This is a genomic window from uncultured Chloroflexus sp. (genome assembly GCF_937129525.1).
Lineage (GTDB): Bacteria > Chloroflexota > Chloroflexia > Chloroflexales > Chloroflexaceae > Chloroflexus.
The window spans coordinates 12,841-39,212 of sequence record NZ_CAKZNK010000010.1; the positions used below are offsets into that span (position 1 = coordinate 12,841).

Genomic DNA, 26,372 nt, shown 5'->3' on the forward strand with positions numbered 1-26,372 from the left:
CGGTTGCTGCTGCGAAACGATGTCAACCGTTACTGTTGCTGCTGTTGCTGCGCGAGAAGTTCCGCTTGCACCGAAGCAGATGTCACTTGAGGCATCACCTCTTGCTCATCGATGTGGATCGCCGCCGGAACCACTTTCACCCCTACCTCAAGTTGACTGCTAGCCGCGCCGCGATAGATACCGCGCGTCGGTGGCACGTCGGCGTAATCACGTCCCACTGCTACCCGAATGTGGCGCTCGCCGGCGATCAGGTTGTTAGTTGGATCAAAACCGATCCAGCCCAGTTCCGGCAAGAAGGCTTCAACCCATGCGTGCGTGGCATCTTCCTCCGAACGATCGTGATCTTCGGTGCGGTGAAAGAGGTAACCACTGACGTAGCGGCAGGGAATGCCGATCAATCGACCCAGGGCAATCATGATATGGGCAAAATCCTGGCAGACACCCTGCCGCGCGTGCAGCGCCTCATCAATAGGCGAGTCAACGCGAGTAGTCTGCGGCGCATAGGCAAAAGTTTGTGAAATTTGCCACGTCAGCTCACGGAGCAGACTGAGCGGATCAGAGCGCCGTTCTACCCCCAATTCACGGGCCAGCTCCAGCAAGGCCGGAGTATGATGAATGAAGTGGCTGGGCATGACGAAATCCCAAAACGCGCCGGTTGCAACCAGCTCATCGAGCGCTTTCCAGGCTGCGCGATCAATTCGTTCGGGCAGAGGAGGGGGCGACGCAAGTTGAACGATGGCTTCCGCAATGATCAACAGTTGTCGATGCGATGAAGCGACATCGAAATGGTAGACTTCATTGCCAAGCCAGTCGCAATAGTGGTTCACGCGAGCATAGGGCGCGGTAGTCAGGTGAAACTCGATCAGACGCTGGAATCCTTCGTTGCGCGGAGTCATCCGCACCTCGGTCTGGCTTTCGCTCACCGGTGCGCTATAGCGAAATCGCGTCTTATGCAGGATCGAATAGTACATACACTGACGCTTCAATCATAACAGCGCGCTAGCGGGGCAACGCCTGTTCAATCGGATAACTGATGTAAGCCTGGTATATTGCATCGTGGATTGCCGTACATTGCTGACGGATCTGGGTCAGGAAGAGTGGTAGATCAGCCGCAATGATCTCGTCAACCTGCCCGTAATCGAGTTGAGCGCGCAAGCGACCGGCCAATCGCTCGGCGCGCGCGGCATGCCGCGCGCCGGTAAGCTGACCGATGCGCTCAAGACTATCTTGAAGCTGATCGGCAGCAAATCGGATCGAGCGTGGACTTTCCGCATTGAGCAAGAGAAACTCTGCAATGCGCGCCGGTTGCACATCCGCAGTGTACACCTTGCAGTAAGCCTCGAACGCTGTACAACTTTTCAGCAACGCCACCCAGTCGATCGTGTCAATCGCGCCTTCACCCTGGCTCAAATAGGGTCGAAAGAAGACCTGGAGCAGCAAGGCAGTGGCCCAGATCCGCTCGATATAGCGGCCCACTTGAATAAAACGCCAGCCTTCACCGTGGTTCATTGTGGCATCGGTAATGCCTTGAAACAGGTGCAACTGCTCCTTCACCATCTGATAAAACTCGACCGGTTCTTCTTGCCAGATCTGCTCAATAGTCGTAGCGCGCACCTGTAAATAAAACTCGTTCAGTTGTTCCCACATTTCAGAACTGATCTGTTCGCGCACCTGACGCGCATTTTCGCGGGCCAGTTTCACGCAGGCGATCAGTGAAGCGGGATTGTTCGCATCGGTCGTGAGCTGGCGCGTGATCGCTTGCAAATCATTCAAACCGCCGGCAGGTGGTTCCACGTGCAGGGCGGCCAGAAGTCGTTCCCAGCGCGGCGCCAGCGCCTGTGGCGTCTGATCGAGGATTTGGGTGAGACCAACACCGATCAGGCGAGCAGTGTGTTCTGCCCGTTCGAGATAGCGACTCATCCAGTAGAGACTATCGGCAACTCGTGAGAGCATTGGTTGTTCCTGTCTGATAGATCGATCAGTATAACACCCAGGTGTCTTTGCTGCCGCCACCCTGCGATGAATTAACAACCAGCGATCCCTGCCGCAGAGCAACCCGGGTCAGGCCACCGGGAACAATCGTTGTTGTTTCCCCATCAAACAGGACGAACGGACGCAGATCGACGTGTCGCGGCTGAATCACGCCATCGATAAAACACGGTGCCTGCGAGAGCGCCAGGGTTGGTTGAGCAATGTAGTTGCGCGGATTGGCGCGAATCCGCCCGGCATAATGCTCGCGTTCCTCGCGAGTGCTATGAGGGCCGATCAGCATATCATAGCCCCCCGACTCACCCACTGCCTTGACCACTAACTCATCGATATGTTCGAGTACATATGTCTGTTCATCAGGATTTTCACACAGATACGTGGGCACATTCGGCAAGACAGGCTCTTCGCCGAGATAGTAGCGAATGATAGCCGGGACGTAGGCGTAGATCGCTTTGTCGTCGGCTACACCGGTACCAATCGCGTTGGCCAGCACGACATTCCCGGCGCGGTAGGCGTTGAGCAAACCGGGCACGCCGAGCATCGAGTCGGGACGAAATGCCATTGGATCAAGAAAGTCGTCATCGATCCGGCGGTAAATCACATCAACCCGTTTCAATCCGGCAGTGGTGCGCATATAGATCACGTTATCGTGCGCCAGCAGGTCACGCCCTTCGACCAGCTCAATGCCCATCTGCCGGGCCAGGAAGGTGTGTTCGAAATAGGCCGAGTTGAAGACACCCGGCGATAAGAGCGCGATCGTCGGATCGGGGCGGTGCGCCGGAGCGAGCGCGCGCAGCGTGGCCAGCAGCGCCTGGCCGTAGTGATCGATTGGACGAACGCCATACACACTGAATAGACGGGGAAAGGCGCGCTTCATCACCGCGCGGTTGGTCAACATATAACTGACACCGCTCGGCACACGCAAATTGTCTTCAAGAACAACAAACTGACCGTCAGGTAAACGGATCAGATCGGTGCCAACAATCGCAGTATACGCCCTGCGCGTCACCGATAAACCGCGCATTTCGCGGCGATAATGACGACAGCTATAGACCAGTCTGCGCGGAACGATCCCATCTTTCAGGATGTGTTCATCGTGGTAAATATCATGCAGAAAATGGTTGAGAGCTACAATGCGCTGATGGAGACCTCGTTCAATCTGTTGCCATTCAGCGGCGGTCAGGATACGGGGGAGCAGATCGTAGGGAAAGACGCGCTCGATGCCGGCGTCATTTCCGTAAACGGTGAATGTAATCCCCTGGTTAAGAAAGGTCAGATCGGCATACCGCTGGCGTTGTTGCAACTCGACAGGGCTTAGCTCGATCAGGCGACAGGCCAGTTCGGCATAAGCCGGACGCACCTGACCATCCGGCGTAAACATTTCGTCAAAAGCCTCACCGAGGGTGTAGTATTCAAATGGTGGTTGTCCAGGTTGGGATACAGTGGCGTCGGGCATTCTCGTATCTCAATCAGTCATGATAAACGATGACGCCCGGCTTGCCGTAGGCCACGCTGCCCATTCGTCTTCATTTGCCGGCGTGAAATATTGTCTTTTATGGTAACGCCTGCGGCGCGCTTCGTCAACTGGTTCCCCATACCCCATCCCTGAACAGAGGGCAAGAGGTTGCGCCGCGCGCTGCTGGAGTTTGTGCCAGCGGCGCGACACCTGAGAAGCAGGGGCGCAGCGCGCTGCGCCCTCCTTGATAATGCAGATTGATATTGGGAAAATGACGCTACAACCGCTCCCGTTCCCTGTCTTCTCCGCGCAGACAACAAGGTGAAAGCATGGTATCGTTAGCGCAACCACTCTCCGGGTGAGGAGATTCCCTTCTGTGAAGAGATCTTCTCGCCGGGTAAGCAAGATCTCTTCCCCAATATACACAGCTCGCGCTACAGTAGACGTATCCTTGGGGTTTTGCGTCAACCGGTTCTGATCAGAAGGAGGCAGCACAATGAAGTGCCGCGAACGACTTGAACAGTATCTGAACGACAACGGGGTCAATTTCCACGTCTACCATCATCCTGTAGCCTACACGGCTCAGGCTGTCGCCGAACGCGAGCATATCCCCAATCAACTGGTGGCAAAGGTGGTGGTAGTGGTGGCAGATGGCGAGATGGTCATGCTGGCGCTACCTGCGTCACACCGCGTCGATCTGGTCAAGGTCAGCGATATGCTCTCCGCCCGTGAGGTGCGACTGGCAACCGAAAATGAGCTGGCTGAAGCCTTCCCTGACTGCGAACTTGGCGCTATGCCACCGTTTGGCAATCTCTACCAAATGCCGGTGTTCGTCGATCAAACGCTCACTACTGATCCGATTATCTTCATTCAACCGGGTGAGCATACCACGGCGCTAAGCCTGCCCTTCGCCGATTTTGCCCGCCTGGTTAATCCTACGATAAGCTCGTTTATTGCCGAACATCGGCGCGAAGTGGCTGCGCCACACAACGACATCAAAGAGATGGGAGCATGGTAAACCCGGCAGAGAAATGCACAAGATTCCCGCGAAAAGACGTTACACGAAGGTGAAGCCATGGAACTACATCTCGTCCCAATTGGCAAGCCAGCCGAATTGAACATCATTCTCGGCCAAAGCCATTTTATCAAGACGGTTGAAGACCTGCACGAAGCTTTGGTCAATGCAGTGCCGGGTATCCGCTTCGGGCTGGCATTTTGTGAAGCCTCGGGCGAACGGCTGGTGCGCTGGAGCGGCACTGATGAGGCGCTGATCGCGCTGGCCCGCGAGAATGCGCTGGCTATTGGCGCCGGTCACAGCTTCATCATCGTGCTCGGCGCCGGATTCTATCCCATTAACGTACTCAACGCAATCAAGCAGGTACCGGAAGTCTGCCGTATCTTCTGCGCCACAGCCAACCCTGTCGAAGTAGTGGTTGCCGAGAGCGGTCAGGGTCGTGGTATTCTGGGTGTGATCGACGGCTCACCACCGCTCGGCGTCGAAGATGCAGCCGGTATGACCTGGCGGAAAGATCTGTTGCGCCGGATCGGGTACAAGCTGTAACCGTAATCGCTTGCAACATCGGCCAGCAAAGACGCGAAGGCTCTTGAGACAGCGCCAGATGCGCTGCCGTTCTCAAGCATCCTTCGCGCCTTTCCATCTCACGAGGGATCTATGCCTTCTCAGACTGACTGGCGCAACATCATCGACCAGCACCTGCCACCGCCGGATCATATGCGCGAACGTAATCGCGCCATTACTGCCGCCTACGCAGACTGGTATCTGCGCCAGCCCTGGCTCTTTCGCTGGGCCGGCCTGGCGGCGTTTGCGTCGGCTCAGGTCGGGATCGGGATTGCCATAGCCGAGTCGCTGATGGCGCCGCAACGAATGGTACGGAACGGTGATTCGCCAGCTTCATCGGCGGCAATATTCGATCTGCTCGCTAACCTGGTCGGAAATGGCGTCAATCTGGCCCTGGTCTTGCCCGTTACCCTGCACGAAGCTGCCGCCGGTCAGCTTCTCAGCGATCTGCTGATCATCAAGCAAGCCAATGATGCCATCTTCCACGATACCGGCTGGGCGCATCTGGCCTACATCCATGGCGGCCTGCCTGCGCTTGAACATTGTCTTGCCGCCGATCATCCCATTCGCGCAGCTTTTTGCCTGCTCGACGAAGGCGCCCATCTTATGTGCGAACCAACCACGTTTACCCGCGGGTGGGACCTGGTCGATCAGGCGACAGTCGCATTGCTGCGCCGCGAGCAAATGACGATCTTGCCGCCGTATATGGATCGGCTATCTGACGTTGGCCGACTGGTAGTTTCGCTGGGAAGCTGGATGGATTTCACCGGTGACGGGCCAATGAGCGGATCGTCATTCGTGAATTTCTTCGGCCTGCCGGCGGTATTGAGTGGCGCCCGCAGTATCGCCAATACTTCCGATCGCTGGACGTGGATCGAGCGGGATGTATTGCCCGTGTGGTTCAGGCATAGCGCCACATACCGCCAGGACAGTCCGCTTGATCGCCAGTTGCGGCGGTTGGCGCTGTGGTGAAATAACGTACAATAGTATCGAGCGAGGAACGAAAGGAATGCAACCGCCGCTATGACACTCGATATTTCGCTCGTCTCTGCCACCGACTGGTCGCCGGTACTCAACATCTTTGAACGTTGCAATCGTGTCGATGCGATAGAATTACCGGTATTTTACGATACTGAACCGCCACCGACGCTGGTAGCGGCGCGGATCGGCGATACTGTCGTCGGTGGCGCAGCCCTGTACGGCTATTTTGAGATTGAAGCGGTGGTTGCAGTCGATCCGGCCTGGCGACGGCAGGGAATCGGGCGGCAACTGATCGAGCAGATCGCACAATGGGCCCAGTTTCGCGGCGGAAGCTGGATCGCGCTCGCCGATGAAGCCGGGCCGGCGGTGATCCCGTTCGCGACGGCGCTTGGTCTCAAGCGATTGAAGGTGGAAGTATTGCTTGAGCTTGATCCGGCCTGGCTGCCGCCACTCCCGCCACTGCCGCCGACCTGGCAAACCCGTCTGGCCGACACGAGTGATGCCGCAGTCATCACAGACATCATTGCCGATGCCTTCGGCGATCCGGTTGAGCAGGTGGCAGCGTTCGTTGCCGATCGCATCACTCATCCGGTGCATCGCTTCGTCATCGGCGCGATCGATGGAACACCGGTAGCAACAATGCGACTGCTCCGCAATGGGCAAGGCATCATGATCACCACGTTCGGTGTGCGCCGCGACCAACAGGGGCGCGGTTACGGACGCCTCTTGCTGTTGACGGCAGTGCATCGCTTGCTTGATGCCGGATATGAACGGATCCATATTGAGGTTGAAGAGAGTAACCGTCCGGCATGCCGCCTCTACCGCTCGTGCGGTTTTATGCCTCGCCGACGCTATGGTCAGTATGGACGCAACGGCAATACTCACAACGATGAGGGCACGGCGAGCGGGATATGACAAGATGGCGTACCCACCATTCACTCCATCCCCTTCCCACGCAATCTCAACCGCGCTACCACCAGTCTGATATGGCCTGACAGCAGATCACAGCGGTTGACCGGCCCTTAGCCAATCAAAGCCTGGCTACCCCAGCGCAATAGCAACAGTCATCTTGTCTCTTTCCCAACCACTACAGATACCCTCTTGACAGATGGGTGATCATCTGGTATTTTAGTCTAGGCTAAAAAATATTTTTGAGGTATTGCAATGCGTCTTTGGCCAGCCCTAATTCTCATCGTGTCGCTCACGCTCACCGCCTGCGCTACGCCGGTAGCTGATGGTCGGCTGCGGGTCATCGCTACCACCGGCCCGATCGGCGATATTGCGCAGGCAATTGGCGGAGAACGGGTAGCATTGCGCACGCTGCTCGGCCCCGGTATTGATCCCCACACCTACGTCGCTACTGAAAGCGATCTCTTCGCGTTACAGGAAGCTCGTCTCATCCTGTACAATGGCTTGCACCTCGAAGCCGGTCTTGCGCGCGTCTTTGACGCAATTAACCAGAGCAACTATGCGCTGGCAGTTCCGGTTGCAGAAGCAGTGCCGGCGGAGCTACTACTGCATTGGGAAGACGGCGATAAAACCTACGATCCCCATGTCTGGCACGATCCACTGCGCTGGCGTTACGCTGTTGAAGCCGCGCGTGACGCGCTGATCACCGTCGATCCGGCAGGTAGCGCTATTTACCGTCAGCGCAGCGAACAGTATCTGGCTGCGTTGCAAGCGCTCGATGCCGAGCTACGGGTATTGATCGCGCGCATCCCACCTGAACGGCGGATTCTGGTCACGGCGCACGATGCCTTTCAATACTTCGGGCAGGCATACGGCTTTCGCGTCGAAGCGGTGCAGGGTATCAGCACGGCCAGTGAAGCCAGTGCCACCGATATTCGCGCGCTGACCGAACTGGTTGTCTCGCAACGAATACCGGCGATCTTTGTCGAAACCAGCGTCTCGCCGCGCACAATCGAGGCGGTGCAGAGCGCTGCGCGCGCTGCCGGCCACGAGGTGCGTGTCGGCGGCGAACTCTTCTCTGACTCATTAGGCGATCCGGACGGGCCGGCGGGAACATATTTCGGCATGATGCGCCACAATGTCCAGACTATCGTCGCTGCGCTGGCCCCATCTGCTGCCAATGCGGTGCAAGGCGCGGCAATGACATCCGAATGCACAATCGAATGATCACGCACAAACGGAGGCACGATTATGCTACCAGCCGTTGAAATAGAAGACCTGACCGTCGCCTACGGTGACAAACCGGCCCTGTGGGATGTCGATCTTCGGGTACCACGCGGCGTATTGATGGCGATTGTTGGCCCCAACGGCGCCGGCAAAACGACCTTACTCAAAGCCACCCTCGGGCTGGTCAAAGCTGCCGCCGGCAACGTGCGGATTCTGGGCCGGCCTTACGAGCAGCAGCGCCGGCTGGTCGCGTATGTTCCACAGCGGAGCAGCGTTGACTGGGATTTTCCCACTACTGTGCTCGATGTCGTCATGATGGGCCGTTATGGTCAGCTCGGCTGGCTGCGCCGACCCGGACGGGCTGAACATGAAGCGGCGTTAGCGGCGCTGGCCCAGGTGCAGTTGACCGATTTCGCGCATCGCCAGATCGGTCAGCTCTCCGGCGGTCAACAACAGCGCGTCTTTCTGGCCCGCGCCCTCGCCCAGAATGCTGAAGTCTACTTTATGGATGAACCTTTCCAGGGGGTAGATGCCGTCACCGAACGCGCTATCATCCATATCTTGCGCGATCTGCGCGCCGCCGGCAAGACGGTGGTTGTGGTTCATCACGATTTACAGACGGTGCCGGAATATTTCGACCAGGTGGCGCTGATCAATGTGCGCCGGATCGCGGCTGGCCCGGTGCGCGAAGTCTTCACCGAGGCCAATTTGCGCGCTACCTATGGTGGTCGGCTGAACATCCTCGGCGCGAATGGTACCGGCGGCGTCGCTACACCCGCGCCGGCGCCAGGGGATTAACGACAACGCGAAACATCGGGTCAGAGCTATGGAACTATTCACCGATTACACCCTGCGCAACGTCACGCTCGGCTCTATGCTACTCGGCGCCATCAGTGGATTGCTGGGCTGCTTCGCAGTCTTGCGCCGCCAGGCCTTGCTCGGCGATGCGATGTCTCACGCGGCATTGCCCGGCATCGCGCTAGCGTTTTTACTGACCGGGCAGCGCAATACCTTGACCTTGCTGATTGGCGCCGCGATCGCTGCGCTGGCGGCGGCGCTCTGGCTGCTGGCTATCGTCCGCGCGACCCGGATCAAAGACGATGCGGCGCTCGCTTTCATTCTGGCAATCTTCTTCGGCTTCGGCCTGGTCTTGCTCTCGCACCTGCAACGTCACCCCAACGCCGCGCAGGCCGGACTGAAGAGCTTTCTGTTCGGGCAAGCGGCGGCGCTGGTCGAACGCGATCTATGGGCAATGCTTGCCATCGGCGGGCCGGCCCTGGCGCTCGTGCTCTTCTTCTGGCCACAGATCAAACTGATCAGTTTCGACCCCGATTTTGCCCATAGCCTCGGTCTTCCGGTGCGTCGGTTTGAGATCCTGCTGACCGGGGTGATGGTAGCGGCAATCGTGATCGGGTTGCAAACCGTCGGCGTTGTCTTGATGAGCGCAATGTTAATCGCTCCTGCCGTCGCTGCGCGTCAGTGGACTCATCGGCTTGAAACGATGGCGCTGCTGGCCGGTGGTTTCGGCGCTCTGGCTGCGTTTATCGGCGCCTGGATCAGCACGCTCGGCGAGGGCATGGCCACCGGCCCGGTTATCGTGCTGACGATGAGTGTACTGACCGCCCTTTCACTGCTGATCGCGCCAGAACGTGGTCTGCTCTGGCGACGGTTCCGCCTCGTCCGCAATCGGTGGTCGGAAGATGCCGCCTGATCGATACCGGAACCGCGTACTTGTGTGAGCATCGACTATGAATCCACAGGTTGAAGTGCAACTCATTGCCGTGGTTATCGCGGCTGCCTGCGCCTTACCCGGCGTCTTTCTTGTGCTGCGCCGCATGGCGATGCTGAGCGATGCGATCAGTCATACCGTGTTGCTGGGCATTGTGCTGGGGTATCTGATCAGTAACAGTCTCGCATCGCCACTCCTCTTCATCGGTGCCATCGCAATGGGCGTGATCACCGTCTGGCTCGTCGAGCTGGTCAGCGGTAGTGGATTGGTGCGCGAAGACGCCGCGATTGGCCTGGTCTTTCCGGCCCTCTTTAGTCTGGCTGTGTTGCTGATTTCGCGTTACGCCGGCAATGTTCACCTCGATACAGATAGCGTTCTGCTCGGCGAACTGGCCTTTGCGCCTTTTGATCGGGTGAGTTTTCTCGGTCTCGATCTGCCGCGCGCATTGGTGACCGGAGCCGGCGCGCTGAGCCTGAATTTCATCTTACTGTTCCTTTTTTATAAAGAGCTGAAGCTGGCAACGTTTGACCCGGCCCTGGCGGCGACGCTCGGTTTCACGCCAACCCTGATCCACTACGGCCTGATGACAAGTGTCTCACTGACCGCCGTAACTGCCTTCGACGCGGTTGGCTCGATCCTGGTGATCGCCCTGATGGTTGCGCCACCGGCGACCGCATACCTGCTCACCGACCGGCTCCCGCGTCTGATTGGGCTAAGTGTGGCGATTGGCGCTCTGGACGCCATCGCTGGCTACTGGATTGCTCGTCTGTTCGATGTCTCGATTGCCGGCGCAATGGCAACTATGACCGGCTTCAGTTTTCTGCTCGCCTGGCTCTTTGCCCCTCGACGCGGTATCGTTGCCCAGGCTTTGCAACATCGCAATCGTCGTGAACATTTTGCTTTGCAAATGCTAACCCTTCATCTCCTCAATCACGAAGGCTCTGGTGACGCCAGCATCGAATGCCATCCCCGGCATCTCATCGAAGAGCTGCGCTGGCAACCAGCTTTTGCCGGCGCGATTGTCCGCCGGGCCGAACAGCGCGGGCTGGTGCGCCAACAGGGTGACATTCTGTGCCTCACCGAACAGGGCCGCGCATTCGCCCGCGATCTGTAGCACAAGCGCCGACTTTCGCGACCACGCCTGCGCCGCCCCACCATCAAGCTATCTGCGGTACAATGACAGGAAAATAATTACCACTGATCGAGGAGGGGGAGTCGCATGGCGCGCAAGCCTAGCCGGCTCGAATTTGCCGTCATTGGTCTCGGACGCTTCGGGCGCAGTGTGGCGCTCAATCTGATCGAACGTGGTCATACCGTACTCGGTATCGATCGCGATCCAACCATTGTGCAGCAGTTAGCCGACCGTATGACGCAGGTCGTTGCGCTCGACTCAAGCAACGAAGATGCTCTGCGCGCAGTTGACATCGTGTCATTCGACACAGTTGTCGTCGCGATCGGATCGCAGTTTGAAGCCAACCTGTTGACCACAGTCGCGCTCAAGCAACTGGGAGTGAAACGAGTGGTCTGCAAAGCGCTCAACGAGCGTCAGCAATACATCCTGACCCGCGTCGGCGCCGATCTGGTGGTCTTGCCCGAACACGAAGCCGGCGCGCGCCTGGCCTGGCAGCTTTCCGAACCGCATGTCCTCGAACATCTCAATCTTGGTTCCGGGTTCAGCGTCGCCGAAGTGCGGGTGCCGCCACCGTTAGTCGGACAAACGCTGATGCAGAGTGGATTGCGCCGCCGTTATGGGATCAATGTGCTGGCAATCAAGCACAACGAGAAGATGATTGTTACCCCGCCACCAGAGTACGTCTTTCATCGCGATGACCGTATGTTGATTATCGGCACTGACAGCAGTATCAGCACATTCTGCGATCTATCGTCATGACGCTTCTCGCTCCTGGCCGCAATCTGGTGCGATTGCGGCGCAAACCTATCCCCCCACCCATTCGGCTGGTTGGAGGTTTAGCCTTCCTGATCGCGATCGGCACCGGCCTGCTATGGTTACCGATCAGCAGTACCCGTCCGCTGACCTTCATGGAAGCGCTCTTTACTGCCACTTCCGCCCTGAGTGTCACCGGTCTATCGGTGATCACACCGGTACGCGACCTCACGCTGATTGGGCAGATCTTGCTGATGTTGCTGATTCAGATCGGCGGCGTCGGTTTTATGGTCGTTGCCGTGATCATCTTCCGTCTCCTTGGGCGGCGAATAAGCTTCACCGACCGCATGGCCCTCAGCGACTCGCTCGGCCTGCTCTCTCCGGGAGCTATTCTGGCGTTGACCCGACGGGTATTGATTACGGTGATCTCCATCGAAATGATCGGCGCTGCTATGCTCTACCTGCACTGGCGCACCGATCCGCGTCTGAGCGAGGCGCAAGCCCTTTTCTACGCCATCTTTCACGCCGTTTCGGCCTTCTGCAACGCCGGCTTTGACCTCTTTTCCGGCACGCCTGGCTTCGAGAACGGTCTTCCGCGCGATAGCATCACGCTATTTGTTATGGGATGGTTGATCTTTACCGGCGGCCTGGGGATTCCGGTTATTGCCGATCTGATCACCTATCCCCACGAGCGCAAGCTCTCACTTCATACTCGCATTACCTTGATCGTCGTGGCATTCCTCGTTGGTGTCGGCACCCTCGGCCTCTGGTTGAGCGAAGGTTTCGACGCCGATGGCACACTCTACGGTCAGCCAATTGATCGTCAGCTTATCGTCACCACATTCCAATCGATTTCGGCCCGCACTGCCGGTTTCGCGGGTATTGCCAGCTTCGAGCAACTGACGCCGGGCAGTCAGCTCCTTTTGATTGCCCTGATGTTCATCGGCTGCGCTCCGGCATCGATGGGAGGTGGCATCACGACCGGCACGTTCGCTGTGCTCTCTATTTCACTCTGGAGCTATGCGCGCGGCCTGCCAACCGCTCAATTCAGCGGTCGCAGCCTCGCTACCGGGATGGTTCGGCGCGCGGCTGCCGTCTTGACCATCTCGCTTTTCGTGGTACTGTGTGCCTCGTGGCTCATTGTCACCACGCACGATACGACCCTTGACCGGGCAGTGTTTGAAGTGGTTTCAGCCTTCGCTACCTGTGGACTGACGCTTGGCCTTACCGGTGAGCTAAATGTCTTTGGTCAACTGGTGATCATCGCTGTCATGTTTTGGGGGCGGCTCGGCGCGCTCACCATCATCAGCGCAATTGCCAACCCCAGCACTGCGCCGCAGCCGGTGACCTATCCCGAAGAACAGATTTTGATCGGGTAGCGCCGGACCGCGGACCTGATCCGGCGCGCAACACGTTTTGAGAATGAGAACGATGCGTCATCTCTACATCCATATCCCATTCTGCCATCGCCGCTGCTCCTACTGCGATTTCAACACCTATGCCAACATGGAGCATCGGATTGAAGCCTATGTTGAAGCGCTTTGCGCCGAACTGGCGATGCTGCGCGAGACGCTACCGCCTTTGCCGGTTTCGGCAGAAGCGGCGGCGTTGCGACCTAGCATCTTCTTTGGCGGTGGCACGCCGAGTATGCTCTCTGTGGCGCAGATCGAGCGCATTTTGCAAGCGGCGACGGCCATCGTGCCGCTTGCCGAGGCCGAAATCTCGCTGGAAGCCAATCCCGGTACCGTCCTGAGTCGCGACTATCTGCGCGATCTGCGATCGCTTGGCATCAACCGGCTGAGTATGGGTGTGCAGAGTCTCCACGATCCGACCCTGCGCATGTTGGGCCGTATCCACACCGCTGCCGAGGCGCGGGCCAGTTATGAAGATGCTCGACGGGTAGGATTTGAGACGATCAATCTCGACTTTATTTTCGGCCTGCCCGGCCAGGAACTAGACGAGTGGCGGACAACCCTGCAAGAGGTTATTCGCTGGGAAGTCGATCATCTGGCGCTCTACTCTCTCATTCTCGAAGAAAGCACCCCGTTGTACACACAGGTGACGGCAGGGCGATTACGAGTGCCCGACGATGACGTAACCGGCGCGATGTACGAACTGGCGATGGAGTTGCTGGGTCAGGCCGGTTACCGGCACTACGAGATCTCAAACTGGGTGCGGGCGCATCCTGCCGATCATCTCGATGCGCCGCCTGCCCTCGCCTGCCAGCACAATCTGGCCTACTGGCTCAACAGTGATTACCTGGCCGCCGGCGCCGGCGCGCATGGCCATCTCTTCCCACAACGCTACGCCAACCTGCGCCCTATTGACAGGTACATCGCCGCGATCCAGGCTGGTCACCGGCCGGTGGCCGAGACAACGCCATTAACAACTGCCGACCTGGCTGCCGAAACGATGCTCATGGGGCTGCGACTCGACATCGGTGTCAGCTTCGACCATTTTGCCGCGCGGGTTGGCCGACCGCTCTACGAAGTCTACGGCGCGACCCTGGCCGAACTCTGCGCCCAAGAGCTGATCACGATTGAACGCCAGCGAGCGCGACTGACAGCGCGTGGTCGCATGCTCGGCAACCAGGTCTTTGCCCGCTTCGTGTGACCAGCCCACAATGGTTGCGCATCGCCCGACTTGCGCTAACGGCAACAATTTGCCGCATGATAACACTCGTGTTATAATCGCATACAACGTTCGCGCGCGGCGCCATAGTGCGTCGGCGAACTTCAGATGCTCATCGAGATGGGCTGAGGGACTGGCCCGATGACGCCCGGCAACCCCCGACAGGGAAGGTGCCAAATCCAGCGGCAATGGACAACATTGGCCGAAAGATGAGAGGAACGAAGTGATTATCGGAGCCTCTCGCCCCGCGAGTGGCTCCATCTTATTGCGACGCCTATGGAACTCCGCACAGTCTGGTGGGAAGACGAATCGGTTTGCCTGATCGACCAGCGCAAGTTGCCGCATACCCAGGAAGTGGTGCGATGCGGCGAACTAAACCAGGTAGCTTATGCCATTCGCAGCATGCAGGTGCGTGGCGCGCCGGCGATTGGCTGCACTGCCGCTTACGGGATGGCCCTGGTTGCCCGCCGTAGCCAGGCAACCGACCCGGCCACTCTGCTCGACGAGCTACAGCAGGCGAAGGCCACACTCGATGCGCAGCGTCCAACCGCGGTGAATCTGGCCTGGGCTACCACTCGGATGTTGCAGCGCGCGACGGCTACTGCGGTCGAGGGGGTTGCAGCGATCAAGGCGGCACTCCTGGCCGAAGCAGACGCGATCTTCGCTGAAGATCTGGCTATGTGTCACGCGATTGGCGATCATGGCGCCCCGCTGATCCCGCCACGCGGCAATGTGCTTACCCACTGCAACGCCGGCGGCCTGGCCACAGCCGGCTATGGCACTGCCCTGGCCCCAATTCGCACCGCCTTCGCCCAGGGCCGACCTGTTCACGTCTTCGTTGATGAAACACGCCCCTTCTTGCAAGGCGCGCGATTGACTGCATGGGAATTGTTGCAGGCTGGCATTCCGCAAACCTTGATCACCGACAATATGGCCGCTTTTATGATGCAACGTGGCCTGATCGATTGCGTGATTGTCGGCGCCGATCGAATCGCCGCTAATGGCGACGTTGCCAACAAGATCGGCACTTACGGCCTGGCTGTGCTCGCTCACTACCATCAGATCCCCTTTTATGTCGCCGCTCCCTATTCAACTATTGACCTCGCCACGGCTAGCGGCGCGGATATTCCAATCGAAGAGCGCGATCCGGCTGAAGTGACCCACATTGCCGGCATCGCCATTGCGCCAGCCGGTGTGCCAGCCGCGCATCCAGCTTTTGATGTGACACCGCGCGAACTGGTAACGGCTATTATTACCGAACGCGGTGTGTTGCGGCCACCCTTCGGTGACGCCTTGCGCCAACTTGCGAGTGTACGATGAGTGGCTTCGGCTCATTCCGGCCAGCCTGTCAGCCGCTGCTGCGCGGTGGGTTGCCCCACACCAATCCGGCTACGGCAGCCCGGTTGATCTATCAGTACCTGCCGCAAACCCCGGCATGGCCATTGCCAGCGCAGCGGACTCTGGCGGAAACACCCTTTGCGCTGGCAGCACAAGGGTTGCCCGGTTTCCAGATCGACCTCGAACGCGACCGGCTGACCGTCGAGCGCGCTACGCTGGAACGCGATGCTGCCCGAGTCGGACTGGCCTATCTGCGCGGCGATACCCAGATCGCGGCCCTAACTGGCCCCGTAGTCTCGGCCCTGACCGAATTGCTGCGCCGGTTCAATACCGAAGAACATCACCCTATGCTCTTGAAGCACGAGACGATAGGCCCGGTCAGTCTAAGCCTCGCCCTGACTGATGATCACGACCGCCCCCTGGCTTACGAAGCAGAGTGGCGTGAAGTATTGCTCGATCTGTGCAGCCTGCGCGTTGCCTGGCAACATCAACAGGTGCAAGGCTATGCCACCCATCGGCTGGCAATGATCGATGAACCATTTCTCGATGCGCTCGCGACGCCAATCTGTCCCTTGACCTGGGACGATGGTCTCGAATTACTCACGCGCTTGTTCGAAACATTGCCGGAACAGTGTGGTCTGTTTCTCAGTGGCACTGTGCAGTGGGAATCGATTCTTAAGCTGCCGGTCAGCGTGATCGGGTTTCATCTGACCGAACATCTGCAACCGCTGCTGGCCGTCGCAGCGTCACTGAGGGAATTTCTGGCTGCCGATGGCTGCCTGGTCTGGGGAGTCACACCGGTTGAGACTCACTTGCTGGCACAGACAACCGCCGCCGACTTGCGCAATGAGGTGCTGGCAGCTATGCAGCAAATGGCTATCGCCACCGGCGTCGAACTCGCCGTGATCCAGCAACAGTCATTTATTTCATTTACCGGTAGTTTGATCTACTTGAATCCAACCCAGGCCGAACAGGCTTTACAATTGTGCGCTGAAACTGCACAGTCTGTGCGCCAGATCATTGGTTTGAGCGATTGATAACATCAATCCCCCGCCGGTCGCGGGCTATGTAGAGGAGAATACGCTGTGAAGATCGTGGTCACCGGTTCACTCGCTTTCGACTACATTATGGATTTTCCCGGCTACTTCAAAGATTTTATGCTGAGCGATAAGGCGCATATCATTTCGGTCAGTTTTCTGGTCGATTCAATGCGTAAATTGCGCGGTGGAGTAGCCGGCAATATCGCCTACAATCTTGCTCTGCTCGGTGAACGTCCATTGATCGTAGGATCGGCAGGTCACGATTTCGGCGCCTATCGCGACTGGTTGGAAGAACAGGGGGTTGACACCAGCGGAATCACGATTATTGAGCACGAATTTACATCCTCGTGTTTCATCAATACCGATCAGGCGAATAATCAAATTGTGGCATTTTACGCTGGCGCTATGGGCCACGATCATCAGAACTCGCTCCTCGATCGCGGTCTGACGGCGCATGACCTGGTGCTGATTTCACCCACAAACCCCGACGCAATGCGGCGCTTTGCCCGCGAGTGTCAGCAGATGGGGGTGCCGTACATCTTCGATCCCGGCAAGCAGACGCCGCGACTCGATGCCGACCTGCTCGAACTTGGCATCCGCGGGGCGCAGGTATTGATCAGCAATGACTACGAATTTGGCATGATGTCCAGATGCCTTGGGATCAGCGAAGCCGAACTGATTGCCCAGGCTCCCATTACGGTGGTTACGCGCGGCATCGAAGGTTCGCAGATCTACGTTGATGGGCAACTGGCTGCAACCATCCCGGTTGCGCCGGTTACTGAGGTACGCGATCCCACTGGCGCCGGCGACGCTTACCTCGCTGGGATTGCCTTCGGGTTGGCCCGCCGCTTGCCACTTGAGATCACCGGACGGATTGCGGCGTTGTGCGCCGCTTTCGCTATCGAAGAGCGCGGCTGTCAAGAACATCGCTTCACGCTGGCGCAGTTTGCCGAGCGTTATCGCGCCGCTTTCGGTCTCGATCTTCCGCTAGAGACCTTTAGGTTTCGGGAGGCGGCATGAAGTGGGGTATTCTCAGCGCCGGACGAATTGCCCGTCGTTTCGCTGGTGCGCTGGCCGCTTCAGCAACCGAAGAGGCCGTGGCAATCGCTGCCCGTGACGCCGGACGCGCCGCAGCCTTCGCTGCCGAGTTTGGCATTCAGCGCGCCTATGGCGACTATATGGCACTGTTGAACGATCCGGAGGTCGAGGCAATCTACAACGCACTGCCCAACAGTCTGCACGCCGAGTGGTCAATTGCGGCTTTGCAGGCCGGCAAGCATGTGTTGTGCGAGAAGCCACTGGCAACGACGCTGGCCGATGGGCTGGCGATGGCTGCAGCCGCTCAGGCCAATCAGCGCTTGTTGATGGAAGCGTTTATGTATCGTTTCCATCCGCAAACAATTCACGTACAGCAGTTGCTGGCTGAAGGCGTGATCGGTGACGTGCAACAGGTGCGTGGTAGTTTCGCCTTTCTGCTCGACGATGCAACTAACATCCGCCTGGATGCCGCATTGGGTGGGGGGGCGCTCTACGACATCGGCTGCTATCCTTTAAGCTACGCTCGCATGGCATTTGGCGTTCGCCCACGTCAGGCCAGCGCTTTCGCAGTCGGCGAGCCGATCGATCACGCTCTCAGCGGCTTGCTGGATTTTGATCAGGGACGCTTCGCCTCCATTTATTGCAGCTTTCGCAGCGCCTGGAACCAGCGCGTCGAGATCATCGGCAGCGCCGGCTGGATCCACCTTGAACGTCCATTTAACCCCACGCCTGATCAGGCGACGACCATTGCCGTCGCCCGTGGAGGCCGTCATGTGACGGTTGAAACGATGACGATCCCGCCGGCTGACCACTTCCGACTGGAAGCCGAAGGCTTTGCCGCTTTAGCCAGTAGCGGCGCACCGGTTCCCGTCATCGGCGCTATGCCGTTGACCGAATCGCTTGACAATCTGGCTACCATGGAGGCGCTCTTCCGCAGTGCCGTCACTGCAACCCACACTGTTATTCTCGAACCAGCACTCTCGCCGGATTGGCCGGTAGGAGTCTGAACAGGACATGAGCAAAGGAGACGTAGCAACGTATGACTACCGGTTACGACATTAAAGATTTGAGCCTTGCCGAACAGGGCCGGAAGCGAATCGAGTGGGCCGAGAAGGAGATGCCGGTATTGCGCTTGATCCGCGAGCGTTTTGCCCGCGAACGGCCTTTGGCCGGTTTGCGCATTAGCGCATGTTTGCACGTGACGACTGAAACCGCCAACCTGATGCGCACCCTGGCCGCAGGCGGCGCCGACGTGGTGCTGGTTGCTTCCAATCCGCTCAGCACTCAAGATGATGTGGCCGCCGCATTGGTCGCCTACGACGAGATTCCGGTCTTCGCCATCAAGGGTGAGAGTAATGAAGTGTACTACAGCCACATCAGAGCAGCCCTTGACCACAATCCGCAACTGACCATGGACGACGGCGCCGATCTGGTGACCGGCGTGTTGAAAGATCGGCCCGATTTGATCCCGCATATGGTCGGTAGCACCGAAGAGACAACTACCGGCGTGATCCGGTTGAAGGCGATGGCCAGGCAAGGCGTTTTGCCCTTCCCGGTGATCGCCGTCAACGATAGCGACACCAAGCACATGTTCGACAACCGCTACGGCACCGGCCAGAGCACGCTCGATGGCATCATCCGCGCCACGAACATTCTGCTCGCCGGCAAAACCTTTGTGGTTGCCGGCTACGGCTGGTGCTCGCGCGGCATCGCCGAGCGCGCGCGGGGCCTGGGAGCCAATGTGATCGTGACCGAGATCGATCCGGTCAAGGCGCTGGAAGCGGTTATGGATGGCTTCCGGGTTATGCCGATGGAAGAGGCAGCGCCACAGGCCGACTTTATTGTGACTGCGACTGGCAACAAGCACGTGATCGATAGCAACGCCTTTGCCGTGATGAAAGATGGCTGCGTGATCGCGAATAGTGGGCATTTTAACGTCGAAATCAACATCCCGGCACTTGAGGCGATGAGTGTGGAAAAGCGCCAACCGCGCGCCTTTGTCGATCAGTACATCCTGCGTGATGGGCGGGCGATCAATCTGCTTGGCGAAGGCCGCCTGATCAACCTGGCGAGCGCTGAAGGCCACCCGAGCGCAGTAATGGATATGAGCTTCGCCAATCAGGCGCTGGCCAGTGAGTTCTTGTTGCGCAATCAGGGTAAATTGCCGGTTGGCGTGCATGCTCTGCCCAAAGAACTGGATCGCGAAATTGCCGCACTTAAGCTAGCTGCAATGGGCGTCAGGATCGATCAACTGACTCCTGAACAAGAGGCGTATCTGAATTCGTGGCAAGAGGGAACGTAGATTCTGCGACCGGCGTGAAAACGGTCTCACATCGACCGGTGATCATCAGGCATTTCGTTTGATCCTGCAGAGAGGTTGACTATGGCGAACACGTTTATGAATTCCCCGCGCTTCTACTTCACCAGTGAAAGCGTCAGTGAGGGGCATCCTGACAAGATGTGCGACCAGATTAGTGACGCTATCCTCGATGCATTCCTCAGCCACGATCCAAAAGCGCGGGTTGCGGTCGAAACAGCGACGACCACCGGATTGATCGTTGTTCTGGGTGAAGTAACCTACGAGCGCGGCTACATCCCGATTGAGGAGATTGTGCGCCGTACCGTGAAGGAGATCGGCTATACTAGCGCCGAGTACGGTTTTGACGCCGATACGTGTGGCGTGATGGTGGCTATTCACGGTCAATCGCCCGATATTGCCCTCGGCGTCGATAAGGCGCTGGAAGCCAAAATCGGCGCGATGCAAGATGATGTTGAGGCGGTCGGCGCCGGCGACCAGGGTATGATGTTCGGCTTTGCCTGCGATGAAACCCCCGAACTGATGCCGGCCAGTATTGCCCTGGCTCATCGTCTTATCCGCCGCCTTGAGCGAGTGCGCAAAGATGGTACGTTGCCCTATCTGCGCCCCGATGCCAAGTCCCAGGTGACAGTGGAATATAGCTTTGGCAAACCGGTGCGGGTCGATACCGTGCTGATTAGCAGCCAGCACGCGCCGGAAGTGACCCAGGAGCAGATCCGGGCCGATTTGATCGAGCATGTGATCAAGACAGAGATACCGGAAGCCTGGCTTGACTCACAGACCAGGATCTTCATTAACCCAACCGGTCGCTTCGTCATTGGCGGCCCAATGGGTGATAGTGGCTTGACCGGTCGCAAGATTATTGTCGATACGTATGGCGGCGTTGCCCGCCACGGTGGGGGCGCATTCAGCGGTAAAGATCCGTCAAAGGTTGACCGCAGCGCCGCCTACGCCTGCCGCTGGGTCGCCAAGAATATCGTTGCCGCTGGCCTGGCTCGCCGCGTCGAGCTACAGGTGAGCTACGCAATTGGCGTTGCCCGTCCGCTTTCGCTTAGTGTTGAGACTTTCGGCACCGGCACTGTGCCCGACGAGGTGATTCTCAAAGCGGTGAGCGAAGTCTTTGACCTGCGCCCAGGCGCGATCATCCGTGATCTCGACCTACGCCGACCGATCTACCGCAAGACGGCAGCCGGCGGCCACTTCGGTCGCACCGATATCGATCTGCCCTGGGAACGCACCAATCGGGTTGAGGAGCTGCGCCGCGCCGCGGGGTTGTAGCTCCCCCTGACCGACATTTGTCGCTGAGACGCAAAGGCGCAAAGGGTGGGTGGAACGAACCGGTTTCTTCACGCCACCTCACCCTTGAGCCTTTGCGTTCTTGTGTCTGCAACGAGAGCATGAACCATATGAATGTATCGTCGCGCTGGCGGCGCATAGCCAGAACGATCTCTGACTACATCCTGCTGACCATCGGCGCGCTACTCAGCGCCACCGCTGTGCGTTTCTTCCTGGTGCCCAATCAGGTGGTTAGCGGCGGCATTACCGGCGTCGCGCAGTTACTCAATACCTTCCTGGGGACACCGGTCGGCGCGGTCGTCTTGATCCTTAACGTGCCACTCCTGATCGCCGGCTGGCGCTACCTCGGCGGGGCCGTTTTCGGTGTGCGCACGCTGTACACGGTTGTCGTCATGTCGCTGGCAATCGATGGACTGGCTCCCTTCGCCCGTCCTATCACCAGCGATCCCGTGCTCTACAGTCTCTATGGCGGGTTGATCGACGGGTTGGGAATCGGCCTGGTCTTGCGCGCGCGCGGCACTACCGGCGGCAGCGATATTCTGGCCCGGCTGATCGAGCGCCGGTTTGGCGTGCAACCCGGTCGTAGTCTGCTCGGCTTTGATACGCTGGTCTTTACCGCGGCACTCTTCAGCTACGGCCCGGAAAAGATCCTCTATGCCCTGCTGGTTGCTTTTACCTCCAGTCGGGCCATCGACACTGTGCTGGCTGCCGGTAAGGGAGCGCGGCAGGCTGTGATCATTACGTCAAATCCAGACCCGATCCGGAGTGAGGTGTTACACCGATTGGGTCGCGGCATCACTCAACTCGAGGCCATCGGTGGCTACACCGGCGCCACGCGCGCGGTATTGCTGTGCGTGGTGGCCCGGACCGAAATCGGCGCGCTGAAGAATATCGTCAGCTCGGTTGACCCCGCCGCGTTTGTGATTGTCGGCGAGGTCGAAGAGGTGATCGGCGAAGGGTTTAGTCGCACAACGTGATCAGGCGTGGGCCGTTGTGGCGGAACGGACATCCCTGCGGATTCGCGTTACACGAGCAGCCGGCTTTCTCGCCACAACCCACCACGGCGCTGTCGCGCAGTCGCCCTTTGCGTACCCAAAACGCGATCATTTCGTTCAGCGCACCCGGCTCGACGTGTAAGCGCCGACTCAACTCGTCCAGCGAGAGCGGTTCTTCGGCCTGTTCGAGGATGGCAAGAATCTGATAGAGCATCGATTTCCCCTGTTCTCTGTTGGCGCTGGCTATCGCCAACGTCTTTAAAGCGGAAGCCTTATCCCCAACGCCAGGCCACCCTGAAATACCAGCAACGCTGCCAGCCAGGCGATGACGAATTGACCCACCAGACTGACCAGCATCCAGCGCAGACCGAATTCGTGCCGGCTCGCCGCCAGGGTCGCCACACACGGGGTATAGAGCAGCACGAAGACGAGAAACGCCAATGCTGCCAACTCGCCGTGGCCGTTACTGCTGGTAGCCAGGCCGACCTGAATCGCTGCTGCCAGTCCTGTGGTGACCGGCTCTTCCAGCGCCGCGCCGATCTCGAAACCAACCATACCTACCAGCGCGCGCAAGGCTTCACCGACCGCCGCGCCGAAGTCACCGACGATCAATACCAGATCTTCACTCAATGTCATCGCTGCGGTATCATCCGCCGCCGCTTCTCCGCCAGTGTAGACCTGCGTGAGCGTGCCTACCACGACCTCTTTGGCGATCAAACCGGTTACAAGCGCGCCACTACTCTCCCAATTGCCAAAGCCAAGTGGCGCAAACACCGGCGTGGTTGCGCGCGCCAGCCCGGCAAACGCGCTCTGCTCAACCGGAGTATTGGCGAACTGTCCTTCACCACCGACCGGAATCGCCAGCAACAGCCAGACCACGATACTGGCAGTTAGAATGATGGTGCCCGCTTTCCGCACGAACGCCGACGTTCGTTCCCACATCTGGCGCCAGATATTGCCCGGCGCCGGCAAGCGGTAGGGTGGCAGTTCAAGCACAAAGGGAGTCGCCGGCTGCTGCCGGAACAGCAGACCCCGCAGCAGCGCGCCAACTCCGACTGCCGTCGCTATCCCGATCAGATAGAGCGCGAAGATGACGTGCCCGGCGTATTGGGGGAAAAAGATCATCGTGATAAGCACATACACCGGCAGACGCGCGCTACAGCTCATAAATGGCACCAGCAGACCAGTGAGAATCCGGTCACGGCGACTATCGAGCGTGCGCGTAGCATAGATCGCCGGCACCGAGCAACCAAAACCGACGATCATCGGCAGGAAACTCTTGCCGTGCAGACCGAATAGGCGCATCACTCGATCCATCACAAACGCGGCGCGCGCCATATACCCTGAGTCCTCGAGGAGTGCCAGCGCAAAATAGAGGGTAAGCAGAACCGGCACAAAGGCCAGCACCCCACCCACTCCCGCAAGCACGCCATCGATCAGCAAAGCCTCAAACCACCCACCACCGGCCCCGACCAGATGCAGCAGTCCTGACACCCAACGACTCACCGGACCACTCAATACGCGATCGAGCCAATCAACAAACGGCGCGGCCACATCGGTAGTTAGTTTGAAGACCAACCACATCACCACCAGAAAGATTGGAATACCCAGCCAGCGATGAGTCACAATTCGGTCGATCCGATCTGAGAGTGTAGCTGGCGGCGTTGCCGGTCGGGTTACGGCACGGATCGCGATGTCGTGAACGAACCGGTAACGTTGATCGACCATCACGATGTCGATCTCATCGCCATAAACGGCCCGCAGTCGCTCCAGACTCGCCGCCAGGGCCGCCTTCACCCGGCTGTCACCGCCGGCCTCGATCTCGGCCAGCAATGCTTCGTCGCCTTCAAGCGCCTGAATTGCCAGCCAGCGCGCCGGATAGTCGGTCAGCGCCGGAGTTTGGGCAAAAAGCGTCGCAAGCTGTTCGATCTCGCGCTCGATGGGCGCCGGATAACGAAACGGGATATTCGGCATAGCGATTGTGGTCATGCAGCCACCTCACGCATTTGCTTACTCGATTTCAACCTGGCCAACATCTCTGCCATCGTTGCTTTCAGTGCCGAAATCCCCTCGCCACGACTGGCTGCCAGCAATGTCACCGGGACTCCCAGGCCGGCGCTGAGCGCAGCAGGATTGATCACGATCCCGCGCGACGCGGCAATATCGGTCATATTCAGCGCCAACAACAACGGCACGCCGGTTTCGAGTAATTGCGCCGTCAGATAGAGATTCCGTTCGAGATTGGCGGCATCGACCACATTTACCACCAGATCAGGACGACCACGCGCGATAAAATCGCGCGCGATCTGCTCTTCCAGCGAACGAGCCGCCAGACTGTACGCGCCAGGAAGATCAACCACTGTCACCGTTTTGCCGTTCAGCAACAATCGCCCCTCTTTGCGTTCTACTGTCTTGCCGGGCCAGTTGCCAACGTGTTGGTGAAGGCCGGTCAGCGCGTTGAAGATCGTACTCTTGCCCACATTCGGATTTCCGGCCAGCGCAACAACAATTTCACTCATCTGTTTGCCTCTAATCAAGCACTGCGACCAACAACGCCTGAGTCAACGGATATTCGAGCGCCATGCGGGTATCACCCAGCGCGATCATCAAGGCGCTACCGCTGTCAGCCAGCACAGACAACTCGACACCGGGCACAAAACCCAGCTCGGTCAGGCGATGCGCGATCCGCTGGCTGCTCTGAATACTGATCAGTTTTGCCCGTGCCCCGTGATCGACAAAACGGAGCGGAATGGGATGCTTTGTCTGCTTCATGCGATTGGCTCCACATGGATCAAGCGCGCCTCGGTTCTTCGCAAGGATAGTCGATAGCCCTTTACCGTCACCTCCAGCGGATCACCGAGCGGCGCAACCCCGCTGAGCGTAACCGTTTCGCCGTAGAGCAAACCCATGTCGAGCAGTCGCCGGCGGAACAGGCGGTCTCCCTCGATCCGAACAACGATAGCGCGCTGACCGCGCGCTAACTGGTCAAGCGTGAGGCGACTCTCAGTTGCCATATGTTCTGGTATTCCTTAGTGTGAAGACGACAAAAGTTATGGTAGTCCTTAAGTCTTATACCAGATACTACGACAACTGCGAAAGTGAGAGATTGACAACCGAGGGGAAAGAAACAATGACAATCAGGCTAGCAACATGCTTTGCCGGTTGAGGGCCGGGAAGAATGTGGTCAGGCCAGGGCAACAACCGACAGTCTTATTGTTCACCCGGATGACTCTCGATCGCGGAACATTCAGGAACGTCGCCGCGCAAACAAGACCAAAACGCGCTACACCGTCGCCAAACCGCGCGCCGCTCAGTCAATTCGGTATCGGCAACCAGGATAATGCGTGTTGCAAGCGTGCCGGACAGCGCAAGCTGATGGTCGCCGGTCTGAACCAGCGCCGAGCGATCATCACTTACGGCCAATACCTCGACCATCGCGCCGGGCGCGAGACCCTGGCGGGAAAGGAATGCCGCCACTGCCGCTTCGACATCAACCGTTACCACCCTCCCATGCATGCCGGCAGCGCAGGCGCTCAGCGGCTTTGGTTCACCATCGGTCAGCGCAGCGGCTGCCGGGTCGCGTTCAAGAAACGCTTTCAGCGCGGCATCAAGCCGATCTGAGGTCACGTGCTCGAGCTGACACGCCAGCGCATCGGCTTCCGCTGGCTCGATGCCGAGATTCTGAACCAGGAAAATAACCCACATGCGCCGGCGTGAAAGAATGCGCTGCGCCCATTCCTCGCCATCGGGAGTCAACGTCACGCCACGGTAGGGCTGATACGAGAGCAGGCCGCGCTCTTGCAAGCGGTGACACATCTCATTAGCCGAAACTTGCGAAACTCCCAGCCGGCTCGCCAGCCGCGACACCGGTACCGGTTGATCAGGAGCTGCGCGCAAGAGGGCTGTCATGACCAGATACATTTCGACACTTTCGCTCATGACCTGCTCCAGACAGTTTAGGC

At 58.6% G+C, this 26,372-nt stretch carries 27 protein-coding genes and 1 riboswitch; of the genes, 18 read left to right on the forward strand and 9 right to left on the reverse strand.

Going from position 1 to position 26,372, the window contains the following annotated elements:
* Nucleotides 1–29 precede the first annotated feature (29 nt).
* The 3 genes from Q0650_RS00360 to Q0650_RS00370 are packed head-to-tail and all read right to left on the reverse strand — an operon-like array spanning nucleotide 30 to nucleotide 3,445.
* The gene (locus Q0650_RS00360) at nucleotides 30–971 is read right to left on the reverse strand and encodes a transglutaminase family protein (protein ID WP_298814532.1); all 942 of its coding nucleotides are present in this window, start codon (nucleotides 969–971) and stop codon (nucleotides 30–32) included.
* 28 nt (nucleotides 972–999) lie between these two features.
* Entirely contained in the window at nucleotides 1,000–1,953 is a 954-nt protein-coding gene (locus Q0650_RS00365) for an alpha-E domain-containing protein (RefSeq protein ID WP_298814535.1), read from the reverse strand.
* A 25-nt stretch (nucleotides 1,954–1,978) separates the two neighbouring features.
* Entirely contained in the window at nucleotides 1,979–3,445 is a 1,467-nt protein-coding gene (locus Q0650_RS00370) for a circularly permuted type 2 ATP-grasp protein (protein ID WP_298814538.1), read from the reverse strand.
* Nucleotides 3,446–3,941: 496 nt separating this feature from the next.
* Here Q0650_RS00370 and Q0650_RS00375 point away from each other — a divergent pair, with 496 nt between their 5' ends.
* From Q0650_RS00375 to Q0650_RS00460, 18 genes are all read left to right on the forward strand, one after another.
* Nucleotides 3,942–4,463 (forward strand): aminoacyl-tRNA deacylase, encoded by a 522-nt coding sequence (locus Q0650_RS00375; protein WP_298814541.1) that lies wholly within the window; start codon nucleotides 3,942–3,944, stop codon nucleotides 4,461–4,463.
* Nucleotides 4,464–4,520: 57 nt separating this feature from the next.
* Nucleotides 4,521–5,006: an adenosine-specific kinase gene (locus Q0650_RS00380; protein WP_298814544.1), complete on the forward strand. Its 486-nt coding sequence runs from the start codon at nucleotides 4,521–4,523 to the stop codon at nucleotides 5,004–5,006.
* A 111-nt stretch (nucleotides 5,007–5,117) separates the two neighbouring features.
* The gene (locus Q0650_RS00385) at nucleotides 5,118–5,996 is read left to right on the forward strand and encodes a DUF2515 family protein (protein ID WP_298814547.1); all 879 of its coding nucleotides are present in this window, start codon (nucleotides 5,118–5,120) and stop codon (nucleotides 5,994–5,996) included.
* 51 nt (nucleotides 5,997–6,047) lie between these two features.
* On the forward strand, nucleotides 6,048–6,920 hold the full coding sequence (locus tag Q0650_RS00390) for a GNAT family N-acetyltransferase (protein ID WP_298814551.1): 873 nt from the start codon (nucleotides 6,048–6,050) through the stop codon (nucleotides 6,918–6,920).
* Between the two features lie 249 nt (nucleotides 6,921–7,169).
* Entirely contained in the window at nucleotides 7,170–8,141 is a 972-nt protein-coding gene (locus Q0650_RS00395; protein ID WP_298814553.1) for a metal ABC transporter solute-binding protein, Zn/Mn family, read from the forward strand.
* Between the two features lie 24 nt (nucleotides 8,142–8,165).
* Entirely contained in the window at nucleotides 8,166–8,939 is a 774-nt protein-coding gene (locus tag Q0650_RS00400; RefSeq protein WP_298814556.1) for a metal ABC transporter ATP-binding protein, read from the forward strand.
* Between the two features lie 28 nt (nucleotides 8,940–8,967).
* The gene (locus Q0650_RS00405; RefSeq protein ID WP_298814559.1) at nucleotides 8,968–9,852 is read left to right on the forward strand and encodes a metal ABC transporter permease; all 885 of its coding nucleotides are present in this window, start codon (nucleotides 8,968–8,970) and stop codon (nucleotides 9,850–9,852) included.
* 37 nt (nucleotides 9,853–9,889) lie between these two features.
* Entirely contained in the window at nucleotides 9,890–10,984 is a 1,095-nt protein-coding gene (locus tag Q0650_RS00410; protein ID WP_298814562.1) for a metal ABC transporter permease, read from the forward strand.
* Nucleotides 10,985–11,089: 105 nt separating this feature from the next.
* A complete protein-coding gene (locus Q0650_RS00415; protein ID WP_298814565.1) occupies nucleotides 11,090–11,761 on the forward strand; it encodes a TrkA family potassium uptake protein in 672 nt (223 codons plus the stop codon).
* The gene (locus Q0650_RS00420; protein WP_298814567.1) at nucleotides 11,758–13,134 is read left to right on the forward strand and encodes a TrkH family potassium uptake protein; all 1,377 of its coding nucleotides are present in this window, start codon (nucleotides 11,758–11,760) and stop codon (nucleotides 13,132–13,134) included. Before Q0650_RS00415 ends, Q0650_RS00420 begins: the two co-directional genes overlap by 4 nt.
* Nucleotides 13,135–13,186: 52 nt before the next feature.
* On the forward strand, nucleotides 13,187–14,368 hold the full coding sequence (gene hemW, locus Q0650_RS00425; RefSeq protein WP_298814569.1) for a radical SAM family heme chaperone HemW: 1,182 nt from the start codon (nucleotides 13,187–13,189) through the stop codon (nucleotides 14,366–14,368).
* 127 nt (nucleotides 14,369–14,495) lie between these two features.
* Nucleotides 14,496–14,602, forward strand: a riboswitch (SAM riboswitch).
* Nucleotides 14,603–14,662: 60 nt separating this feature from the next.
* Entirely contained in the window at nucleotides 14,663–15,706 is a 1,044-nt protein-coding gene (gene mtnA / locus Q0650_RS00430) for an S-methyl-5-thioribose-1-phosphate isomerase (protein WP_298814571.1), read from the forward strand.
* On the forward strand, nucleotides 15,703–16,761 hold the full coding sequence (locus Q0650_RS00435; RefSeq protein ID WP_298814573.1) for a hypothetical protein: 1,059 nt from the start codon (nucleotides 15,703–15,705) through the stop codon (nucleotides 16,759–16,761). Before mtnA ends, Q0650_RS00435 begins: the two co-directional genes overlap by 4 nt.
* 48 nt (nucleotides 16,762–16,809) lie before the next feature.
* Nucleotides 16,810–17,784 carry a carbohydrate kinase family protein gene (locus tag Q0650_RS00440; RefSeq protein ID WP_298814575.1) on the forward strand — a complete coding sequence of 325 codons (975 nt, stop codon included), beginning with the start codon at nucleotides 16,810–16,812 and terminating at the stop codon, nucleotides 17,782–17,784.
* A complete protein-coding gene (locus Q0650_RS00445; protein WP_298814577.1) occupies nucleotides 17,781–18,809 on the forward strand; it encodes a Gfo/Idh/MocA family protein in 1,029 nt (342 codons plus the stop codon). The genes Q0650_RS00440 and Q0650_RS00445 overlap by 4 nt, the downstream gene beginning before the upstream one ends.
* 32 nt (nucleotides 18,810–18,841) lie before the next feature.
* A complete protein-coding gene (gene ahcY, locus Q0650_RS00450; RefSeq protein ID WP_298814579.1) occupies nucleotides 18,842–20,104 on the forward strand; it encodes an adenosylhomocysteinase in 1,263 nt (420 codons plus the stop codon).
* Between the two features lie 81 nt (nucleotides 20,105–20,185).
* Entirely contained in the window at nucleotides 20,186–21,397 is a 1,212-nt protein-coding gene (gene metK / locus Q0650_RS00455) for a methionine adenosyltransferase (protein WP_298814581.1), read from the forward strand.
* 128 nt (nucleotides 21,398–21,525) lie between these two features.
* A complete protein-coding gene (locus Q0650_RS00460; RefSeq protein WP_298814584.1) occupies nucleotides 21,526–22,392 on the forward strand; it encodes a YitT family protein in 867 nt (288 codons plus the stop codon).
* Here Q0650_RS00460 and Q0650_RS00465 read toward each other — a convergent pair.
* The 6 genes from Q0650_RS00465 to Q0650_RS00490 form a co-directional block, all read right to left on the reverse strand.
* Nucleotides 22,376–22,624: a FeoC-like transcriptional regulator gene (locus Q0650_RS00465; RefSeq protein ID WP_298814586.1), complete on the reverse strand. Its 249-nt coding sequence runs from the start codon at nucleotides 22,622–22,624 to the stop codon at nucleotides 22,376–22,378. The genes Q0650_RS00460 and Q0650_RS00465 overlap by 17 nt on opposite strands.
* 44 nt (nucleotides 22,625–22,668) lie before the next feature.
* Nucleotides 22,669–24,399, reverse strand: a complete 1,731-nt coding sequence (gene feoB, locus Q0650_RS00470) for a ferrous iron transport protein B (RefSeq protein ID WP_298814590.1) — start codon at nucleotides 24,397–24,399, stop codon at nucleotides 22,669–22,671.
* Entirely contained in the window at nucleotides 24,396–24,929 is a 534-nt protein-coding gene (locus Q0650_RS00475) for a FeoB small GTPase domain-containing protein (protein WP_298814593.1), read from the reverse strand. Before Q0650_RS00475 ends, feoB begins: the two co-directional genes overlap by 4 nt.
* A 10-nt stretch (nucleotides 24,930–24,939) precedes the next feature.
* Nucleotides 24,940–25,182, reverse strand: a complete 243-nt coding sequence (locus Q0650_RS00480; RefSeq protein ID WP_298814596.1) for a FeoA family protein — start codon at nucleotides 25,180–25,182, stop codon at nucleotides 24,940–24,942.
* Nucleotides 25,179–25,424, reverse strand: a complete 246-nt coding sequence (locus Q0650_RS00485) for a FeoA family protein (RefSeq protein WP_298814598.1) — start codon at nucleotides 25,422–25,424, stop codon at nucleotides 25,179–25,181. The genes Q0650_RS00480 and Q0650_RS00485 overlap by 4 nt, the downstream gene beginning before the upstream one ends.
* A 196-nt stretch (nucleotides 25,425–25,620) precedes the next feature.
* Nucleotides 25,621–26,349 carry a metal-dependent transcriptional regulator gene (locus tag Q0650_RS00490; RefSeq protein WP_298814601.1) on the reverse strand — a complete coding sequence of 243 codons (729 nt, stop codon included), beginning with the start codon at nucleotides 26,347–26,349 and terminating at the stop codon, nucleotides 25,621–25,623.
* Nucleotides 26,350–26,372: the final 23 nt, after the last annotated feature.

Coding starts and splice junctions, on each gene's coding strand:
- Q0650_RS00360 (WP_298814532.1), bottom strand. CDS start 971: ATGTACTATTCGATCCTGCATAAGACGCGATTTCGCTATAGCGCACCG.
- Q0650_RS00365 (WP_298814535.1), bottom strand. CDS start 1,953: ATGCTCTCACGAGTTGCCGATAGTCTCTACTGGATGAGTCGCTATCTC.
- Q0650_RS00370 (WP_298814538.1), bottom strand. CDS start 3,445: ATGCCCGACGCCACTGTATCCCAACCTGGACAACCACCATTTGAATAC.
- Q0650_RS00375 (WP_298814541.1), top strand. CDS start 3,942: ATGAAGTGCCGCGAACGACTTGAACAGTATCTGAACGACAACGGGGTC.
- Q0650_RS00380 (WP_298814544.1), top strand. CDS start 4,521: ATGGAACTACATCTCGTCCCAATTGGCAAGCCAGCCGAATTGAACATC.
- Q0650_RS00385 (WP_298814547.1), top strand. CDS start 5,118: ATGCCTTCTCAGACTGACTGGCGCAACATCATCGACCAGCACCTGCCA.
- Q0650_RS00390 (WP_298814551.1), top strand. CDS start 6,048: ATGACACTCGATATTTCGCTCGTCTCTGCCACCGACTGGTCGCCGGTA.
- Q0650_RS00395 (WP_298814553.1), top strand. CDS start 7,170: ATGCGTCTTTGGCCAGCCCTAATTCTCATCGTGTCGCTCACGCTCACC.
- Q0650_RS00400 (WP_298814556.1), top strand. CDS start 8,166: ATGCTACCAGCCGTTGAAATAGAAGACCTGACCGTCGCCTACGGTGAC.
- Q0650_RS00405 (WP_298814559.1), top strand. CDS start 8,968: ATGGAACTATTCACCGATTACACCCTGCGCAACGTCACGCTCGGCTCT.
- Q0650_RS00410 (WP_298814562.1), top strand. CDS start 9,890: ATGAATCCACAGGTTGAAGTGCAACTCATTGCCGTGGTTATCGCGGCT.
- Q0650_RS00415 (WP_298814565.1), top strand. CDS start 11,090: ATGGCGCGCAAGCCTAGCCGGCTCGAATTTGCCGTCATTGGTCTCGGA.
- Q0650_RS00420 (WP_298814567.1), top strand. CDS start 11,758: ATGACGCTTCTCGCTCCTGGCCGCAATCTGGTGCGATTGCGGCGCAAA.
- hemW (WP_298814569.1), top strand. CDS start 13,187: ATGCGTCATCTCTACATCCATATCCCATTCTGCCATCGCCGCTGCTCC.
- mtnA (WP_298814571.1), top strand. CDS start 14,663: ATGGAACTCCGCACAGTCTGGTGGGAAGACGAATCGGTTTGCCTGATC.
- Q0650_RS00435 (WP_298814573.1), top strand. CDS start 15,703: ATGAGTGGCTTCGGCTCATTCCGGCCAGCCTGTCAGCCGCTGCTGCGC.
- Q0650_RS00445 (WP_298814577.1), top strand. CDS start 17,781: ATGAAGTGGGGTATTCTCAGCGCCGGACGAATTGCCCGTCGTTTCGCT.
- ahcY (WP_298814579.1), top strand. CDS start 18,842: ATGACTACCGGTTACGACATTAAAGATTTGAGCCTTGCCGAACAGGGC.
- metK (WP_298814581.1), top strand. CDS start 20,186: ATGGCGAACACGTTTATGAATTCCCCGCGCTTCTACTTCACCAGTGAA.
- Q0650_RS00460 (WP_298814584.1), top strand. CDS start 21,526: ATGAATGTATCGTCGCGCTGGCGGCGCATAGCCAGAACGATCTCTGAC.
- Q0650_RS00465 (WP_298814586.1), bottom strand. CDS start 22,624: ATGCTCTATCAGATTCTTGCCATCCTCGAACAGGCCGAAGAACCGCTC.
- feoB (WP_298814590.1), bottom strand. CDS start 24,399: ATGACCACAATCGCTATGCCGAATATCCCGTTTCGTTATCCGGCGCCC.
- Q0650_RS00475 (WP_298814593.1), bottom strand. CDS start 24,929: ATGAGTGAAATTGTTGTTGCGCTGGCCGGAAATCCGAATGTGGGCAAG.
- Q0650_RS00480 (WP_298814596.1), bottom strand. CDS start 25,182: ATGAAGCAGACAAAGCATCCCATTCCGCTCCGTTTTGTCGATCACGGG.
- Q0650_RS00485 (WP_298814598.1), bottom strand. CDS start 25,424: ATGGCAACTGAGAGTCGCCTCACGCTTGACCAGTTAGCGCGCGGTCAG.
- Q0650_RS00490 (WP_298814601.1), bottom strand. CDS start 26,349: ATGAGCGAAAGTGTCGAAATGTATCTGGTCATGACAGCCCTCTTGCGC.